Consider the following 16,836-nt stretch of genomic DNA (forward strand, 5'->3'; position numbering starts at 1 on the left):
GTGTCGCTCGCACTTTGGCAACAATGTCTTGACGCCCTGCAAGACGAGCTGAATTCACAGCAGTTCAATACCTGGGTTCGTCCCCTGCAGGCTGAGGAAGGCGACAGCGGAGAGCTGTGCCTGCTCGCCCCCAACCGCTTCGTGCGTGATTGGGTCAATGACAAGTACCTCAAACGAATTCACGAGCTGCTGCGTGAGCTGGCACCGGGCAAGCCGCCCAAGGTCGAGCTGAGCGTCGGTAGCCGCCGGACCGTCTCGAACCCGCGTCCGGAAGGCGCGGCTGCGTCGCCGGTATCTGCCCAGGCGCAAGCGCCGGGCCAGATGCCGAGCCCGCGTGCCCCTTCCGTGCATACGCCGCCGCGGGGCAATTTCGCGGAAGAGCGTGAGATGGCCGGCGATGGCGCCCGGGAACAGGCACCGCGTCGCAACACGCGCCAGGTGCAGGTAGAAGGTAGCCTCAAGCATTCCAGTGGCCTGAATCCGAACTTCACCTTCGAAACCTTTGTCGAAGGCAAGTCCAACCAGCTGGCCCGCGCGGCCTCGCGTCAGGTCTCCGAGAATCCCGGCGGCGCCTACAACCCGCTGTTCCTGTATGGCGGCGTGGGTCTGGGCAAGACCCACCTGATGCACGCGGTGGGCAATCATCTGGCCAAGCAGGGCGGCGAGAATGCCAAGGTGGTCTACCTGCATTCCGAGCGCTTCGTGGCGGACATGGTCAAGGCGCTGCAGCTCAATGCCATCAATGACTTCAAGCGTTTCTACCGTTCGGTGGATGCGCTGCTGATCGATGACATCCAGTTCTTCGCTGGCAAGGAGCGCTCCCAGGAGGAGTTCTTCCACACCTTCAATGCGTTGCTCGAGGGTGGTCAGCAGATGATCCTGACCTCTGACCGCTATCCGAAGGAGATCAATGGGGTCGAGGAGCGTCTCAAGTCACGCTTCGGCTGGGGGCTGACCGTCGCCATCGAGCCGCCGGAGCTCGAGACGCGCGTCGCGATCCTGATGAAGAAGGCCGATCAGGCCAAGGTCGATCTGCCTCACGATGCCGCCTTCTTCATCGCGCAGAAGATCCGCTCCAACGTGCGCGAGCTGGAAGGTGCCTTGAAGAAGGTCATCGCCGATTCCCACTTCATGGGCCGCGCGATCAATCAGGACTTCATCCGTGAATCCCTGAAGGACCTGCTGGCACTGCAGGACAAGCAGGTGGGTGTGGACAACATCCAGCGTACCGTGGCCGAGTATTACAAGATCAAGATTTCCGATCTTCACTCCAAGCGTCGCTCGCGCTCCGTCGCCCGTCCGCGTCAGGTCGCGATGGCGCTCGCCAAGGAGCTGACCAACCACAGCCTGCCGGAAATCGGCGATGCCTTCGGTGGGCGAGACCACACCACGGTGCTGCATGCCTGTCGCAAGGTGGCCTCGCTGCGTGAAGAGAACGCCGATATCCGCGAGGACTACAAGAATCTGCTGCGTCTGTTGACCAGCTGATCGAATTGCAGCGGCAGGTCGGGTTGGCGACAATCACGCTATCGGCCTGCTGTGCTCCGGGCTTGCCTGTCGCGGCCCCGAATTTCTTTTGCGTGCGCGCTGCCTGTCAGCGAGCATTGCCCCGTTTCCAGAGAGTGGAGTCTCCATGAAATTTGCCATTTCGCGTGAAGCCCTGCTGCGCCCGCTGTCCCTGGTGGCGGGTGTCGTCGAGCGTCGCCAGACACTGCCGGTGCTGTCCAATGTGCTGCTTGAAGTATCCGATCAGCAGCTGTCGCTGACCGGGACAGACCTTGAGGTCGAGCTGATCGGGCGCGTCGAGCCCAGCCGTGTCGATGAGCCGGGTTCCGCGACGGTGCCGGCGCGCAAGCTGATGGATATCTGCAAGTCACTGCCCGAAGGCAGCGAGATCATTCTCGCGCTGGAAGAAGGGCGTGCCATTCTGCGCAGCGGCCGTTCACGCTTCACACTGTCGACCTTGCCGGTGGCCGAGTTCCCGAACATCGATGATGGCCAGGGCGATATCACCGTCAGCCTGCCGCGCGGCACCCTCAAGCATCTAATCGACGCGACCTCCTTCGCGATGGCGCAACAGGATGTCCGGTATTACCTCAACGGCATGCTGCTGGAACTGACCAGCAACCTGGTGCGTACCGTGGCGACCGATGGTCACCGCCTGGCCGTCTGCGAGCAGGCCGCTGACATCAGCGTGCCGGAAGCGCAGAAGCTGATCATCCCGCGCAAGGGTATCCTTGAGCTGACGCGCCTGCTCGACGGCAGCAACGAGCTGATGACATTGACGGTCAGCGGGACGCACGTGCGTGCCCAGACCGGCGACTTCACCTTCACCTCCAAGCTGGTGGACGGCAAGTTCCCGGATTACGAGCGCGTTGTCCCGCGTGGCGGTGACAAGGTCATCGTGGCCGAGCGTGCCGAGCTGCGTCAGGTACTGTCGCGTACCGCGATCCTCTCCAACGAGAAGTACCGTGGCGTGCGCCTGTATTTGGAGGCCGGCAACCTGCGTGTGCTGGCCAACAACCCCGAGCAGGAAGAGGCCGAAGAGAATATTGCCCTTGATTATCAAGGGGCTGGCCTCGAGATCGGCTTCAACGTCGGTTACCTGATCGATGTGCTGGGAGTGCTGGATGCCGATCGCGTACAGCTGACGCTGTCCGATGCCAACAGCTCAGCGCTGCTGGAAGAGCCGGGTGGCGGCGATGCGCGTTACGTAGTGATGCCGATGCGCCTGTAATATCGTAATTGCTATTTAAATCAGTATCTTGAATCGTAATTGTGACGCAATTGACGCACGCAATCGCAGAATGAGCCTCGACAACACCCGCCATTTTCACTCCTGAATGGCGGGTGTTGTCGTATTTGAGCCCCGAAGGCGGCCATGGCTCTTTTTCTCTATCGAATGAGGCCGTCATGGCGCTTGAACGACTCCAATTCCAGAATCTGCGCAACCTGGCGACAGTCGATATGGCGCCGGGAAAAGGGGTGAATCTGGTCAGTGGTGCCAATGGCAGTGGCAAGTCGAGTCTGCTGGAAGGTATCCATGTGCTGGGGCTGGCGCGCTCTTTCCGCACGCATAAGCTCAAGCATGCCATTGCGCATGACACGGCGGGAATGACGCTGTTTGGCCGCCTGGCAGGCGATCCGCCGCGCCCCCTGGGGGTAAGGCGTGATCAGGCTGCAGATGGGCTGGAGATGCGGCTGGATGGCGAGAAGGTCGAGCGAGTTGCCCAGCTGGCTCAGGCCTTGCCGTTGCAGCTGATCAACCCTGATGCCTTCCGGTTGCTGGAGGGTTCACCCTCTGCCCGACGTGAGTTCCTCGATTGGGGTGTGTTTCACGTGAAACACGACTTCTTCGACGTCTGGCGCCGCGTGCGTCGGGCGCTCAAACATCGGAACGCACTGCTCAGGCATGGTAAGATGGACGTTCAGGCACTTAACGTCTGGGATCGAGAGTTTGCTCACTGGAGCGAGCGTCTTGATGCCCTGCGCATGGAATATATGCAGGCGCTGGCGCCTCTGTTTCAAGCCACGCTTGCCGAGCTGATTGATTTACCCGAGCTGACTCTGCGCTATCAGCGCGGTTGGGATGCCAAGCGCCCTCTGGGCGACGTGCTGGCAGCAGGGCGCGACAGTGATAGCCATATGGGCTTTACCCAGACTGGCCCACAACGCGCCGACTTGCGTATTCGCCTGGGGCGACGCCCTGCAGTCGAGGTGTTGTCTCGCGGCCAGCAGAAGCTGGTGGTCAGCGCTCTCAAGCTGGCTCAGGGTCGCTTGCTCGAAGAAATGAACGGACGTACCTGTGTCTACCTGATCGACGATCTGCCGGCGGAACTGGATGGCGAGCATCGCCGTCTGTTCTGCCAGCTGTTGGCAGGCCTCGAGTGCCAGGTCTTCGTGACCTGCGTCGAACCCGAAACATTGGATCGGGTATGGTTGCCGAACACTGATGTCAGGATGTTTCACGTGGAACACGGGCGACTGCACACGGAATGATTTCACGACGGAGAAGCCAATGAGCGAACAGGCTTACGACTCATCAAGCATCAAGGTCCTCAAGGGCCTGGATGCCGTACGCAAGCGCCCCGGCATGTATATCGGTGATACCGATGACGGCACGGGGCTGCATCATATGGTGTTCGAGCTGGTGGATAACTCCATCGACGAGGCGCTGGCCGGTCACTGTAGCGAAGTCCGGGTCGTTATTCATGCCGACGAGTCAGTTTCCGTCAGCGACAACGGTCGTGGTGTGCCGACCGAGATCCATGAAGAGGAAGGCGTCAGCGCAGCGGAAGTCATCATGACCGTGCTGCACGCAGGCGGTAAGTTCGATGACAACTCCTACAAGGTCTCCGGCGGTCTGCACGGTGTGGGGGTCTCGGTCGTCAACGCGCTATCCGAAGAGCTCAAGCTGACCATCTGGCGTCAGGGCAATGTCCACGAGCAGATCTATCGCCATGGCGAGCCGCAGTCGCCGCTGGGCATCGTGGGCCAGACCGAGAAGACCGGTACCCTGGTGCGCTTCAAGCCTTCCCCGCTGACCTTTGCCAATATCGAATTCCACTACGAAATTCTGGCCAAGCGTCTGCGCGAGCTGTCCTTCCTGAACTCCGGTGTCGCCATCCGTCTGATTGACGAGCGCAGCGGCAAGGAAGAGCTGTTCCATTACGAAGGTGGCCTCAAGGCGTTTGTTGACCATATCAACACCAACAAGGCGCCCTTGAATCCGGTGTTCCATTTCGAGATGGAGCGCGAGGATGGCATTGCCGTCGAAGTGGCGATGCAGTGGAATGAAGGCTTCGCCGAGAATATCTTCTGCTACACCAACAATATTCCTCAGCGCGATGGCGGGACTCACCTGGCCGGCTTCCGTGCGGCACTGACGCGTACGCTCAATAGCTATATTGAGGCGGAAGGTCTGCTCAAGAAATCCAAGGTCGGTACGACCGGGGATGATGCCCGTGAAGGTCTGACCGCGATCATCTCGGTCAAGGTGCCGGACCCGAAGTTCTCCTCGCAGACCAAGGACAAGCTGGTCTCTTCCGAGGTCAAGACAGCCGTCGAGCAGGAAATGGGCCGTCTGTTCTCCGAGTATCTGATCGAGAAGCCCAACGAAGCCAAGGGCATCGTCAACAAGATGCTGGATGCGGCGCGGGCGCGTGAAGCTGCGCGCAAGGCGCGTGATATGACACGTCGCAAGGGCGCCCTGGATATCGCAGGCCTGCCGGGCAAGCTGGCTGACTGTCAGGAGAAGGACCCGAGTCTCTCCGAACTGTACCTGGTCGAGGGTGATTCCGCTGGTGGCTCCGCCAAGCAGGGGCGTGATCGTCGTACCCAGGCGATCCTGCCGCTGAAGGGCAAGATCCTCAACGTCGAGAAGGCGCGCTTCGACAAGATGCTGTCGTCTGCCGAGGTTGGCACGCTGATCACCGCGCTGGGTTGCGGTATCGGTCGTGAAGAGTTCAACCCCGACAAGCTGCGCTATCACTCCGTCATCATCATGACGGATGCCGACGTCGATGGTTCGCACATCCGTACGTTGCTGCTGACCTTCTTCTTCCGTCAGATGCCGGAGCTGATCGAGCGCGGTCATATCTTCATTGCCCAGCCGCCGCTCTACAAGATCAAGCGCGGCAAGCATGAGCAGTATCTGAAGGACGAGCAGGCGCTGCAGGACTATCTGACCGCTACGGCGCTGGACGGCGGCAAGCTGCACGTCAACGCTGATGCCCCGGGCATCGCCGGCGCTCAGCTGGAAGCACTGGTCAACCAGTATCGTGGCGTGATGAAGCGCATCGATCGTCTGGCGCGTGTCTATCCGTCTGCCGTGCTGCGCAAGATCGTGCACGCTCCGCATCTGGATGAGGCCGCTCTCGCGGACCAGTCTCAGGTGCAAGGCTGGATCGACGGTCTCCAGAAGGAAATGGATGACCTGATTGCCTATGAGGGCGGCCCGCACTACAGCTTCACTCTCAGCCACGACGGCGAGCGCAATCTCTATCTGCCGGCGGTGACGCTGACGGCACATGGTGTCAGCAGTGATTACCTGTGGGATGTCGACTTCTTCAAGTCCGCCGACTACCGCGAGATGAGTGAGCTGGGCAACATGCTGGAAGGCCTGCTGGAAGTTGGCAGCTACGTCTCGCGCGGTGAGCGCAAGAAGGAAGTCGTCACCTTCTACGAAGCCCTCGACTGGCTGATGAAGGAAGCGGCACGTGGCTTCAGCATCCAGCGCTACAAGGGGCTGGGCGAGATGAACCCGGATCAGCTGTGGGAAACCACCATGGATCCGGAGTCCCGTCGCATGCTGCGTGTGACCGTCGAGGATGCGATCGGTGCCGATCAGATGTTCAACACCCTGATGGGTGACGAAGTCGAGCCGCGCCGTGACTTCATCGAGCGCTTCGCGCTGGTGGCCAACCTCGACGTCTGATGGCGTTGAGCTAGCGCTTGGCGGATGTCTTGCCAAGCCGAGCCAGAAAAACGGCCCCTGATCGAAGATCAGGGGCCGTTTTTGCATGTGCGTTTTGCCGCAGTCTAGAGCAAGGACAACAGCGAGGGGCTCGGCTCGGTCACGGCTGAGAGTGTCGTCTCAGCCGGGCGTGTCGTCCTGATCGGTGCGTTGCTCGGCCAGCCAGGCGGTGATTCGCTCTGCCGTGATGGAGGACGTCGCAAGCCCCAGGTGATCAATTGTCTGGAGGACTTCTACCTGCGCCGCGGGGTGGTGGGGTTGCAGACATTGGGCAAGGCGCTCGGCATGAAACGCCTCGTCGTGCTCGCCGATCAGCGCCAGCACTGGCAGCTGATGATGGGCGAGCGCCTTGAGGTCACTTTGATAGTCGCGAGGATTGAGGCCCGTCATCAAGCGCCACGAGTAGGCGTCGGTGGTATGTGCATCGCGGTACGCTGGCGGGATATTGAAGCCAAGGACCTCAATATGATCCAAGCGATGGATGCCGAGCCGATTCAGCAGCGCGCAGGCCAGCATTCGCGCGATGCGTGGCTGTGCCCAGCGTGAATCACGGCGCATGTTGGGCGCGAGATGATGCAGGTACGGTGCCAGCAATATCACGCCGTGCAGCGGAATATCGGCACGCTGGCGCTGACAGACAGCGGCCGAGAAGCGCAGTGTCAGGCCGCCTCCGGCAGAGTGGCCAGCGACAATGACTCTGGCATCGGCTGGTAGCTCTAGCGACAGGATCAGGTCCTCGAGATCCTCCTCGAGCTGGAGCAGGTGGTCGATGTCGCCACGTCGCTGCGGGGCTGGGCCGTGGCCGCGCAAGTCCGGCGTATGCACATGATGACCAGCCTCAGCCAGGCGCGTTGCCAGCGATGCGAGATAACGGCTGTCAGCACTGGAGCCATGCAGCAGGATGAGGTGTGATCGGCACTGTGACATGTCCGCTGCGGGATAATGGCGACAGCCCAGGCTGCTGTCATCGCGGCAGCGGTAGGGGACGAGTTCATTCGGCGCTGACCACGCTTCCTTGTCTGCCAGGAAGGTTGTGAAATCAAAGGCATGGCTGCTGGAATCTGGCATTGGCTACACTCGCTCGGATGTCACGTCATGAAAAAAGCCCGCTATCTGAACCGGTCAGATAGCGGGCTTTTTCGTTCAAGTACTCGGCGCACTCGACAGGCTGATCAAGCCCCGTGCCTCAAGGCTCGATGTCTCAAGGCTTGCTGCCTCAAGGCTCAGTGCGCCTGATTGAGGAAGCCTTCATCCAGCTTCAGCTCGTCATTGCGGTTGACGCCGATATCGCGGGACAGGATGTTGCTGGCGATCTGCTTGGCTTCTTCCAGAGAGTGCATCTGTGCGGTGCCGCACTGATAGACGTTGAGCTCCGGGATCTCTTCCTGACGCGCCACGTTGAGCACGTCCTGCATGGCAGCAGACCAGGCAGCGGCAACGCGAGCTTCTTCCGGTTCACCGATCAGGCTCATGTAGAAGCCGGTACGGCAACCCATCGGTGAGATATCGATGATCTCGACGTCATCACCGTTGAGGTGCTCGCGCATGAAGCCGGCGAACAGGTGCTCGAGGGTGTGAATGCCTTTCTCGGAGAGAATCTCTTCATTCGGCACGCAGAAGCGCAGGTCGAAGACGGTGATGTTGTCGCCTTTCGGGGTGCCCATCTTCTTGGCCACGCGCACGGCAGGCGCCTTCATGATGGTGTGATCGACAGTGAAGCTATCCAGCAGTGGCATGTGAAGCCTCCAGCATGAGGAAGTGAGACAGGCAGGCAGTCGCCCACCCGGATTCATGTCTGAAGGGTAGCATATCGCCGCTACTGATTAGAGAGGCAAGCGCGCCGTGCGCAGGGTTATCGCCGGGCAGGCGCGCCTCACAGATAGCTTTCGGCAGCGGCTTCACAGCTCACGCAGCGGCGCTGGGACTTTCCCGGCTCACCATCCGACATGGGGTGATTGAGCTCACCATCGAGCAGGCGGTTGGTGAAGTCGGCCAGGTTGGCCACTACCAGCACATCCTTGAGGCCCTCGCCATCTGCCAGCGTCTTCTGGCCCTTGCCGGTCATCACCAGTGCGGCGCGACATCCGGCCTTCTGGCCCGCGATGAGGTCACGCAGGCTGTCGCCCAGCATCCAGGCACCTTCGAAGTCGGGAATCTGCAGGGCACCCCGGATCTGGTGGAGCAGACCGGGTTCCGGCTTGCGGCAATCGCAGCCGTCGTCCGGGCCATGCGGGCAGTAGGCAATGTGAGCGATATCGCCACCGGCTTCCTTCACCAGTTGCATCATCTTGGTGTGCATCTGGTCGAGTTCGCGGTGGCCGAAATGGCCACGGGCGATGCCGGACTGATTGGTCGCCACGGCCACGGTATAGCCAGCGCGGGTCAGACGGGCAATGGCCTGGATGGAAGTGGGGTATTCGATCCACTCCTCGGCGTTCTTGACGAAGGCATCGGAGTCTTCATTGATGACACCATCACGGTCGAGCACGATCAGTTTTTGCATGGTCAACTCTTCACTTCAGGGCAGTCAGGGGCGTCAGCCGGGCTGCTTGTCAGGGGTCGCCGCTTTGCCTGGAAAATTGTGAGCCGAGTCACAAGATGACGCTCGCACGTGGGGATGGGCAAATGGCGCCGAGTGGTCGAAGTGCGTGGTGCGACAGGCTGCCGCGCTTTTCGAACACTGTTTCTATACTGGAATACTAGTGCGACCTAGGTAGGGGATCAAGGCAGAAATTGTGACATCGCTGCCGTGTTGCGTGAAATCCTGTCACGCAACACGGCATTTCGGGACCCCGGATGCAAAAGAACCCCGCCGTGGCGGGGTTCTTTTGCAGAGACTGCGAGTTACCGATGTCAGGGACAGCGTGGATCGGCAGTTCTTATTGGGTCAGCAGACTGATGTCGGCCACACCCATGAACAGGCCTTGCAGACTGGCCAGCATCGCCAGACGATTGGCGCGCACGGCGGCATCGTCGGCGTTGACCATCACCTGATCGAAGAAGGCATCGACCGGTTCGCGCAGGCTGGCCAGTGCATCAAGGGCCTCCTGGTAGCGCGCCGCGGCGAACAGCGGTGCCACTTCCGCGCCACGTGCCGTCAGTGCGTCTGCCAGTGCCTGCTCGGCCGGCTCGCTCAACAGGCTCGCATCCACCTCGGTGCGACCATCGTGCTCGGCCTTGGCGAGGATGTTGGAGACGCGCTTGTTGGCTGCAGCCAGAGCAGCGGCTTCCGGGCGTTCGCCGAAGGCGTGCACGGCACGCAGACGACGCGCGAAGTCCAGCGGATTGCTGATCTTCAGGGTACGCACGGCCAGGTACAGTTCGGCACCCATGCCTTCATCGCTGGCCCAGGCGCGGAAGCGATCGAGCATGTACTCGAGCACGTCCTCGACCAGTCCTTCGGCCTTGGGCAGATCACGATGCTGCTCGGCGCTGACGGTCAGCAGCTCGCGCAGGTCGAGGTCCAGCTCACCCTTGATCAGGATGTTGAGCACCCCGATGGTGGCGCGACGCAGTGCGAACGGGTCCTTGGCGCCGGTCGGACGCTGACCGATGCCGAAGATGCCGGTCAGGGTGTCGAGACGGTCGGCCAGGGCAATCGCCATGCCGGCCTTGGTCGTGGGGATCGCATCGCCGGCGAAGCGCGGCAGATACTGTTCTTCCAGCGCGAGAGCGACGGTGGCATCTTCGCCATCGTGACGGGCGTAGTAGTGCCCCATGATGCCCTGCAGTTCCGGGAACTCCAGCACCATCTCGGTGACCAGGTCGGTCTTGGCCAGCTGTGCGGCACGTGCGGCGTGGTCGACATCGGCACCGATGCGTTCCGCGATGTGGCGTGCCACGGCTTCGCTGCGGCGGGCCTTCTCGGCCATGCTGCCCAGCTTCTGCTGGAAGACGACGCTCTCGAGCTTCTCGCGACGCGATTCCAGCGTGCTGCGCAGGTCGGTCTCGTAGAAGAAGGCGGCATCGCCCAGACGCGGACGAATCACCTTCTCGTTACCGGAGATGACCTGTTGCGGGTCCTTGCTCTCGATATTGGAGACGGTGATGAAGGCCGGCTTGAGCTTGCCGTCGTTGTCCAGCAGGTGGAAGTACTTCTGGTTGGCCTTCATGGAGGAGATCAGACACTCCGCCGGCACTTCCAGGAAGCGCTCGTCGAAGGTGCCCGTCAGCGCCACCGGCCATTCCACGAGGCCGTTGACCTCGTTGAGCAGGGCTTCCTCGATGACGGCATTGGCACCATAGACTTCCGCCTCGGCCTGGACCTGTTCGCGGATACGCTCACGGCGCACCTCACGGTTGGCCAGCACGCGGGCATCTTCCAGCGCGTCGAGGTAGTCCTCGGCGTGCGCCAGCGTGATGGCCTGCGGTGCATGGAAGCGGTGGCCGAAGGTGGTGCGACCGGAGTCGAGGCCGAGCACGCTGGCCTCGATCACTTCGCTGCCGTAGAGCGCGACCAGCCAATGCACCGGACGCGAGAACTCGATGCGTGAGGCACCCCAGCGCATGTTCTTCGGCACCGGCAGGCGAGCCACGACCTGCTCCAGCATGGCCGGCAGCAGGGCGGAGAGATGCTCGCCCGGCTGGGTGTGACGATAGCCGAGCCAGGTGCCCTTGTCGGTTTCCAGCTCGATCAGGTCACTGACTTCGACACCGCAGGAGCGGGCGAAGCCCTGCACCGCACGGGTCGGTTCGCCATCCTTGAAGGCGGCGGCCTTGGCCGGTCCGCGCTTCTCGATCTCGCGGTCCGGCTGGCGCTCGGCCAGGGATTCGATCATCACCGCCAGACGACGCGGTGTGGCGTAGGCACGTACCTGACCGAAGGCGACTTCGGCGTCGCGCAGGCCATCGGCGAGGCCGTTGGCGAGGCTGTCAGCGAGTGCGTCGATGGCGCCCGGCGGCAGTTCTTCGCAGCCCAGTTCGATCAGCAGGGTATTCACGGAGGCCATGCTTACGCGTCTCCCTCGGTAGTGGTGTCATCGGCGGCGAGCAGCTCATCACGCAGCGCCTGCGGGGCCAGCGGGAAGCCGGCGGCCTTGCGCGAATCGTAATAGGCGTGGGCCACATCACGGGCGAGAGTGCGCACGCGCAGGATGTAGCGCTGACGCTCGGTGACGGAGATGGCGTGACGCGCATCCAGCAGGTTGAAGGTATGTGATGCCTTCAGGACCTGCTCGTAGGCCGGCAGCGGCAGGTTGGCGGTCAGCAGCTTCTGGCACTCGCTCTCGCAGTGATCGAAGGCAGCGAACAGCTCCGGCACGGCAGCGTGCTCGAAGTTGTAGGCCGACTGCTCCTTCTCGTTCTGCAGGAAGACGTCGCCATAGGTCACGACGGAGCCGTCCGGCGCGGTGGTCCAGATCAGGTCGTAGACGCTGTCCACGTCCTGCAGGTACATCGCGATGCGCTCGAGGCCGTAGGTCAGCTCGCCGGTGACCGGGAAGCATTCGATGCCGCCTGCCTGCTGGAAGTAGGTGAACTGGGTCACTTCCATGCCGTTGAGCCACATTTCCCAGCCGAGGCCCCAGGCGCCCAGCGTCGGAGATTCCCAGTTGTCCTCGACGAAACGGATGTCGTGGACCAGCGGGTCGATGCCCAGACGCTCCAGCGAGCCCAGATAGAGCTCCTGCAGGTTGGCCGGTGACGGCTTCATCACCACCTGGAACTGATAATAGTGCTGCAGGCGATTGGGGTTTTCGCCGTAGCGGCCGTCGGTGGGACGGCGGGAAGGCTGCACGTAGGCAGCGTTCCAGGTTTCAGGACCGATGGAGCGCAGGAAGGTCGCCGGGTGGAAAGTCCCCGCGCCAACCTCCATATCCAATGGTTGCAGGATGATGCAACCCTGTTCGGCCCAGTATTGCTGCAGGGCCAGAATCAGGCCCTGGAAGGTTTTCACGTCTGGCTGTGTCATTGGTGAAGCCCGTTGGCCCATGAATTCGAGAACTGCCGAGTATACAATCCCCGCTTATCGGGTTATAGGCCGCAGACGAAACCGAGTGCGTGCCATTTCCAAATTCTGATGTGTCGCGTTACTGAACGCGCGCGTTGCCTACAAGCCTCTAGAGGCTCTGGGAGCTCAAATGATCGTCGTTACCGGAGGCGCCGGCTTCATCGGTGCCAATATCGTCAAGGCACTCAATGACCGCGGCCGTACCGATATCCTGGTGGTGGATGACCTGAGTGACGGCACCAAGTTCGTCAATCTGGCGGACCTGGCCATCGCCGATTACCTCGACAAGGACGACTTCCTGATTCGCGTCCAGTCGAGCCTGATGGGCGAGTATGCCGAGTTGCCGAAGATCGAGGCGATCTTCCATGAAGGCGCCTGCTCGGACACCACCGAGTGGGACGGCCAGTTCATGCTCGAGAACAACTTCGAGTACTCCAAGGTGCTGCTCAACTTCTGCGAAGCGAACCGGATTCCCTTCCTCTACGCGAGCTCCGCGGCGACCTACGGCGACAGCCAGGTCTTCAAGGAAACGCCGGAGTTCGAAGGTCCGCTCAACGTCTACGGCTACTCCAAGCTGTTGTTCGATCAGCACGTGCGCCAGCGCTGGGACAGCCTGACCACCCAGGTCGTCGGCTTCCGCTATTTCAATGTCTACGGCCCGCGTGAGCAGCACAAGGGCAAGATGGCCAGCGTTGCCTATCACCATCACACCCAGGTGAAGGCGGGCGAGAACCCCAAGCTGTTCGGCGCCTACGATGGCTACGATGCCGGCATGCAGAGCCGTGACTTCGTCTATGTCGGTGATGTGGTCGACGTGAACCTGTGGTTCCTCGATCACCCGGAAGCCTCCGGCATCTTCAATCTGGGTACCGGTCGCGCCGAGCCGTTCAAGGCGATCGCCGAGACCGTCATCGAGTACTACGAGAAGGGCGAGATCGAGTACATCGACTTCCCGGAAAACCTTAAGGGCCGCTACCAGAGCTTCACGCGTGCCGATATCGGCAAGCTGCGCAAGGCCGGCTGCAACGTCGAATTCAAGACCGTTGCCCAGGGCACGCGCGCCTATCTCGAATGGCTGAATCGCTGAGTCCGAGCAGGTGTGGACCGAGCGCGTGCGGACTGAGCGTGTGTGGATTGAGGGTGAGCGCCTGCCTCGCAAGGGCGATGGGGCAGGGCAAGCGCACCCGCAAGGAGGATTGGCCGTGAAGAGGAGCAAGGCATGAGTGAGCGCATTCTGGTGGTCGGGCCCAGCTGGGTCGGCGACATGGTGATGGCGCAGAGCCTGTTCATGACGCTGAAGCAGCGCTCGCCCGGCTGCCGGATCAGTGTGCTGGCGCCCGCCTGGTCGCAGCCGATCATCGAGCGCATGCCCGAGGTCGAGGAGGCACTGGCGTTGCCGGCGGGGCATGGTGACTTCGCCCTCAAGGCGCGCTGGCAGCTCGGGCGTTCGCTGCGTGGGCGCTTCGACCGCGCCATCGTGTTGCCGCGCTCGTGGAAGGCAGCGCTGGTGCCGTTCTTCGCGCGCATTCCGGTGCGCGTCGGCTTCACCGGCGAGCAGCGCTACGGTCTGCTCACCGAGTGCCGCAAGCTCGACAAGTCGGTGCTCGATCAGACCGTCAAGCGCTTCACGTCGCTGGGCCTGCCCGTTGAGGAGGCCAATCCGCCGGCGGGCATCCCGGAGCCCGCTCTGGTCACTGACAGCGCCAATCAGCTGCGCTTGCGCGGCGAGTTGGGGCTGGTGGCGCCGCCGGCACCCATCATCGGCATGATGCCCGGGGCGGAATATGGCCCGGCCAAGCAGTGGCCGCTGGCGCACTTTCGCGCGCTTGCCGAGTCATTGACTCGCCAGGGGGCCGAGGTGCGCATCTTCGGTGGTCCCAAGGATGTCGCGGCGGGGGAGGAGATCGCCCAGGGGCTTGCGGGCGTTCACAACCTGTGTGGCAAGACGCGGCTGGCGGATGCGGTGGACCTGATCGCCGAGTGTCGGGAAGTGGTCAGCAATGACTCCGGCCTGATGCATGTGGCGGCCGCGGTAGGGGCCCGTATCCAGGGCATCTACGGCTCCTCGTCGCCGCATTACACACCGCCGCTGACGGCCAATCGCGAGATCCACTGGCTGGCGCTGGAGTGCTCACCCTGCTTCAAGCGCGTCTGCCCGCTGGGGCATACCAATTGCCTGAATCATATTGCTCCCGAGCGACTGTTGACGGCGATCTCGCTGGATGAGGATGCGCGGTGAACCTGCCGAGAAACCGTACGACGGATGATCTGATCCACCCGCGCATGCGCGGGGCCATGCAGCGTGCTCAGCGGATCGAGGCGCTGCGTGCCTGGTGCGAACACCACCTGATACTGCCGTTCAGTCGTAGCTGGTTGATGCGCTGGAAGCGCCAGCGTGCACGCCACCAGTCCCTTGAACGCCGTGGCCTGCCGCGTCATGCGCTGGAAGACGTGATGGGGCAGGAGGCGTTGACGGTCTGGGTCAATCCGCGTGAGCTGGTGCGCGACGTCAATTTCGGGCGTGACAAGCGCAACCGGCCATCCTCCAACGCCTTCATCTGGGACGGCGACTGGGACCTGCGGCGCGGCGCCTTCCGCTTCGGTTCACGCTCGCGTCTGATGCGGGACCTGATCGAGCATGGCGATGACCTGACGGTGACGGAGCGCTATCAGCACTTGAAGGCCTTGCTGGAAGCGGGCAAGCCGTGGTCGTCGCCGCGTGATGGACTGTTGATGGACAGCGAGGAGCAGATTCTCGGCTATCTGCGCTGTTATCGCGGTTATCTGCAGGACATGGCCAGCAATGGCTTTCGTCAGGGGGTCACCAAGGACGAGATGGGCGTCGCGGTGACGCGTGAGGGTCGCCTGCTCAAGATCAACCGTGGTCTGCATCGTCTGGCCATGGCGCAACAGGTCGGTGTGCCCAGCGTGCCCGTCGTCATCAAGGCGGTACATCGGGAGTTCTGGGACAGAGTGACCGCTGGTGCCGAAGGCGATGAGGCCCTGCAGCGGCTGCAGGTTGCGCTGCGTGAGTGTCGCCCCGAAAGCGAACCAGGCCCGCTGGATCCCCGGACATATCCCGTGTTGGGTGTGGATGAAGGTTGGCCGGATCTGCGCGGCCTGGAGGACGGTGATTCGCGCGCCTGAGCTGCTGACCTGCTGTTTGGAAAACGAAAAAAGCCCTGTTTCATTGTGATGTTTCACATGAAACAGGGCTTTTTTTATTCTCTAGCCGGGCGATAGGTGCTTGTGGGCCAAGTGCCTGAGATGAAAAGCGGTCTAGCGTGCCAGCCGCTGGTAAAGCCCCAGATAGGCCTCGCCCATGGCGCTGGGAGTGAAGCGTGCCAGATGCGCACGCGCCCCCGCGACCAGCCGCTCCCGACGTGGTGCATCAGCGACGAGTGCCACGATGGCGGCAGCCAGTGCCTGTGCATCGCCGGTGGGCACCAGCACGCCGGTGCTGTCGTCATGCACGATATCGGGGATGCCATCCACATCGCTTGCGATGATCGGGACGCCGTGATCCATCACGTCGAGCAGAATCGAGCCGAGACCCTCGTTGCGTGACGGGAAGGCGAACAGATCGAAGGCTTCCAGATAGTCGCCGACATTGGTGTGGAAGCCTTCCCAGACCAGATTGTCGAGATCGGCACTTTCCGCCTTGAAGGTCGCCTCGTCCTCGCCGGCCCCCAGACAGACGAACAGCAGCTGCGGGTGACTGTCGCGCAGCCTGCGGGCCGCCTCGATCAGCACTCGCTGGCCCTTGTGGCGGTCCACCAGGGCGCCGACATGCCCGATGACAACACGATCTCCTGCGGGCGTATTGCCGAAGCGCTGGCGGAGCTCGGCCACGGCTTGCTTGTCGCTGGGCAGGTGGGCGAGGGTGCTGGGAATCAACGCCGTCTCACCCCATTGGCGCTCCCGCAGGTGAGATTCGATCACCGACGAAATTGCTACCCGGCAGGCGGCCGCGCGATAGGTCAGGCGATTGAACGGCTTGTCCTTCACCGGCTGGGGCACTCGGCGTGTCAGCAGGTAGGGCGTGCCGGTGAGGCGCTGATGCAGCCATGCCCAGTGCACCGCCTTGGCTTCGTGAGCATGCACGATATCGGCGCGGGGCTGGCCGAGATGGCCCTTGAAGCGCCCGCTGATCTCGATCACGTCCACCGTGACGGCCAGCTCAAGCGCTGCCAGTTCGCTGATCAAGGGCGAGCCCTGCAGGCACACCAGTGACTGGCGGATCGGCGCGCCGGCTTCGTCGTTCTCCCCCGGGCTTGCGCGTCGCGCCAGGTCCGCGATCAGATTGAGCGTCTGGCGCTCCCCGCCGCGAAAGCCGCGTGCCAGATTGACATGGCGTACGTGAAGCGGGCGCGTCACACCTCGCGCGGCAGTCGGCTCACAGCTAGAGGTCATG

The 16,836-nt window shown here is 62.3% G+C and carries 13 protein-coding genes; 7 read left to right on the forward strand and 6 right to left on the reverse strand.

Going from position 1 to position 16,836, the window contains the following annotated elements; translation table 11 throughout:
* From dnaA to gyrB, 4 genes are all read left to right on the forward strand, one after another.
* Nucleotides 1-1,488 carry a chromosomal replication initiator protein DnaA gene (dnaA, locus tag U0O11_RS00005; protein WP_043331654.1) on the forward strand — a complete coding sequence of 496 codons (1,488 nt, stop codon included), beginning with the start codon at nt 1-3 and terminating at the stop codon, nt 1,486-1,488.
* A 145-nt stretch (nt 1,489-1,633) separates the two neighbouring features.
* The gene (dnaN, locus tag U0O11_RS00010; protein WP_043331653.1) at nt 1,634-2,737 is read left to right on the forward strand and encodes a DNA polymerase III subunit beta; all 1,104 of its coding nucleotides are present in this window, start codon (nt 1,634-1,636) and stop codon (nt 2,735-2,737) included.
* 176 nt (nt 2,738-2,913) lie between these two features.
* Entirely contained in the window at nt 2,914-3,999 is a 1,086-nt protein-coding gene (recF, locus tag U0O11_RS00015; RefSeq protein WP_153636738.1) for a DNA replication/repair protein RecF, read from the forward strand.
* A gap of 19 nt (nt 4,000-4,018) precedes the next feature.
* On the forward strand, nt 4,019-6,436 hold the full coding sequence (gyrB, locus tag U0O11_RS00020) for a DNA topoisomerase (ATP-hydrolyzing) subunit B (protein WP_043331649.1): 2,418 nt from the start codon (nt 4,019-4,021) through the stop codon (nt 6,434-6,436).
* Nucleotides 6,437-6,595: 159 nt separating this feature from the next.
* On the opposite strand, the gene U0O11_RS00025 is transcribed toward gyrB, so the two are convergent.
* From U0O11_RS00025 to glyQ, 5 genes are all read right to left on the reverse strand, one after another.
* On the reverse strand, nt 6,596-7,402 hold the full coding sequence (locus U0O11_RS00025) for an alpha/beta fold hydrolase (protein ID WP_324690966.1): 807 nt from the start codon (nt 7,400-7,402) through the stop codon (nt 6,596-6,598).
* A gap of 296 nt (nt 7,403-7,698) precedes the next feature.
* Entirely contained in the window at nt 7,699-8,211 is a 513-nt protein-coding gene (luxS, locus tag U0O11_RS00030) for an S-ribosylhomocysteine lyase (RefSeq protein ID WP_043331647.1), read from the reverse strand.
* Nucleotides 8,212-8,348: 137 nt separating this feature from the next.
* The gene (gene gmhB / locus U0O11_RS00035; protein ID WP_324690967.1) at nt 8,349-8,978 is read right to left on the reverse strand and encodes a D-glycero-beta-D-manno-heptose 1,7-bisphosphate 7-phosphatase; all 630 of its coding nucleotides are present in this window, start codon (nt 8,976-8,978) and stop codon (nt 8,349-8,351) included.
* 376 nt (nt 8,979-9,354) lie between these two features.
* The gene (glyS, locus tag U0O11_RS00040) at nt 9,355-11,424 is read right to left on the reverse strand and encodes a glycine--tRNA ligase subunit beta (protein WP_279836552.1); all 2,070 of its coding nucleotides are present in this window, start codon (nt 11,422-11,424) and stop codon (nt 9,355-9,357) included.
* Nucleotides 11,425-11,426: 2 nt separating this feature from the next.
* A complete protein-coding gene (gene glyQ, locus U0O11_RS00045; protein WP_107335756.1) occupies nt 11,427-12,383 on the reverse strand; it encodes a glycine--tRNA ligase subunit alpha in 957 nt (318 codons plus the stop codon).
* A gap of 169 nt (nt 12,384-12,552) precedes the next feature.
* Between glyQ and rfaD the strand changes: the two genes are divergently transcribed.
* The 3 genes from rfaD (at nt 12,553) to U0O11_RS00060 (ending at nt 15,569) form a co-directional block, all read left to right on the forward strand.
* The gene (rfaD, locus tag U0O11_RS00050; RefSeq protein ID WP_324690970.1) at nt 12,553-13,509 is read left to right on the forward strand and encodes an ADP-glyceromanno-heptose 6-epimerase; all 957 of its coding nucleotides are present in this window, start codon (nt 12,553-12,555) and stop codon (nt 13,507-13,509) included.
* Nucleotides 13,510-13,641: 132 nt separating this feature from the next.
* On the forward strand, nt 13,642-14,661 hold the full coding sequence (gene waaF, locus U0O11_RS00055) for a lipopolysaccharide heptosyltransferase II (protein WP_043331640.1): 1,020 nt from the start codon (nt 13,642-13,644) through the stop codon (nt 14,659-14,661).
* A complete protein-coding gene (locus tag U0O11_RS00060; RefSeq protein ID WP_324690972.1) occupies nt 14,658-15,569 on the forward strand; it encodes a hypothetical protein in 912 nt (303 codons plus the stop codon). Before waaF ends, U0O11_RS00060 begins: the two co-directional genes overlap by 4 nt.
* A 132-nt stretch (nt 15,570-15,701) precedes the next feature.
* On the opposite strand, the gene U0O11_RS00065 is transcribed toward U0O11_RS00060, so the two are convergent.
* The gene (locus U0O11_RS00065) at nt 15,702-16,835 is read right to left on the reverse strand and encodes a glycosyltransferase family 4 protein (protein WP_324690973.1); all 1,134 of its coding nucleotides are present in this window, start codon (nt 16,833-16,835) and stop codon (nt 15,702-15,704) included.
* Nucleotide 16,836 lies beyond the last annotated feature (1 nt).

Source organism: Cobetia sp. D5 (assembly GCF_035666195.1).
Classification (GTDB): domain Bacteria; phylum Pseudomonadota; class Gammaproteobacteria; order Pseudomonadales; family Halomonadaceae; genus Cobetia; species Cobetia amphilecti.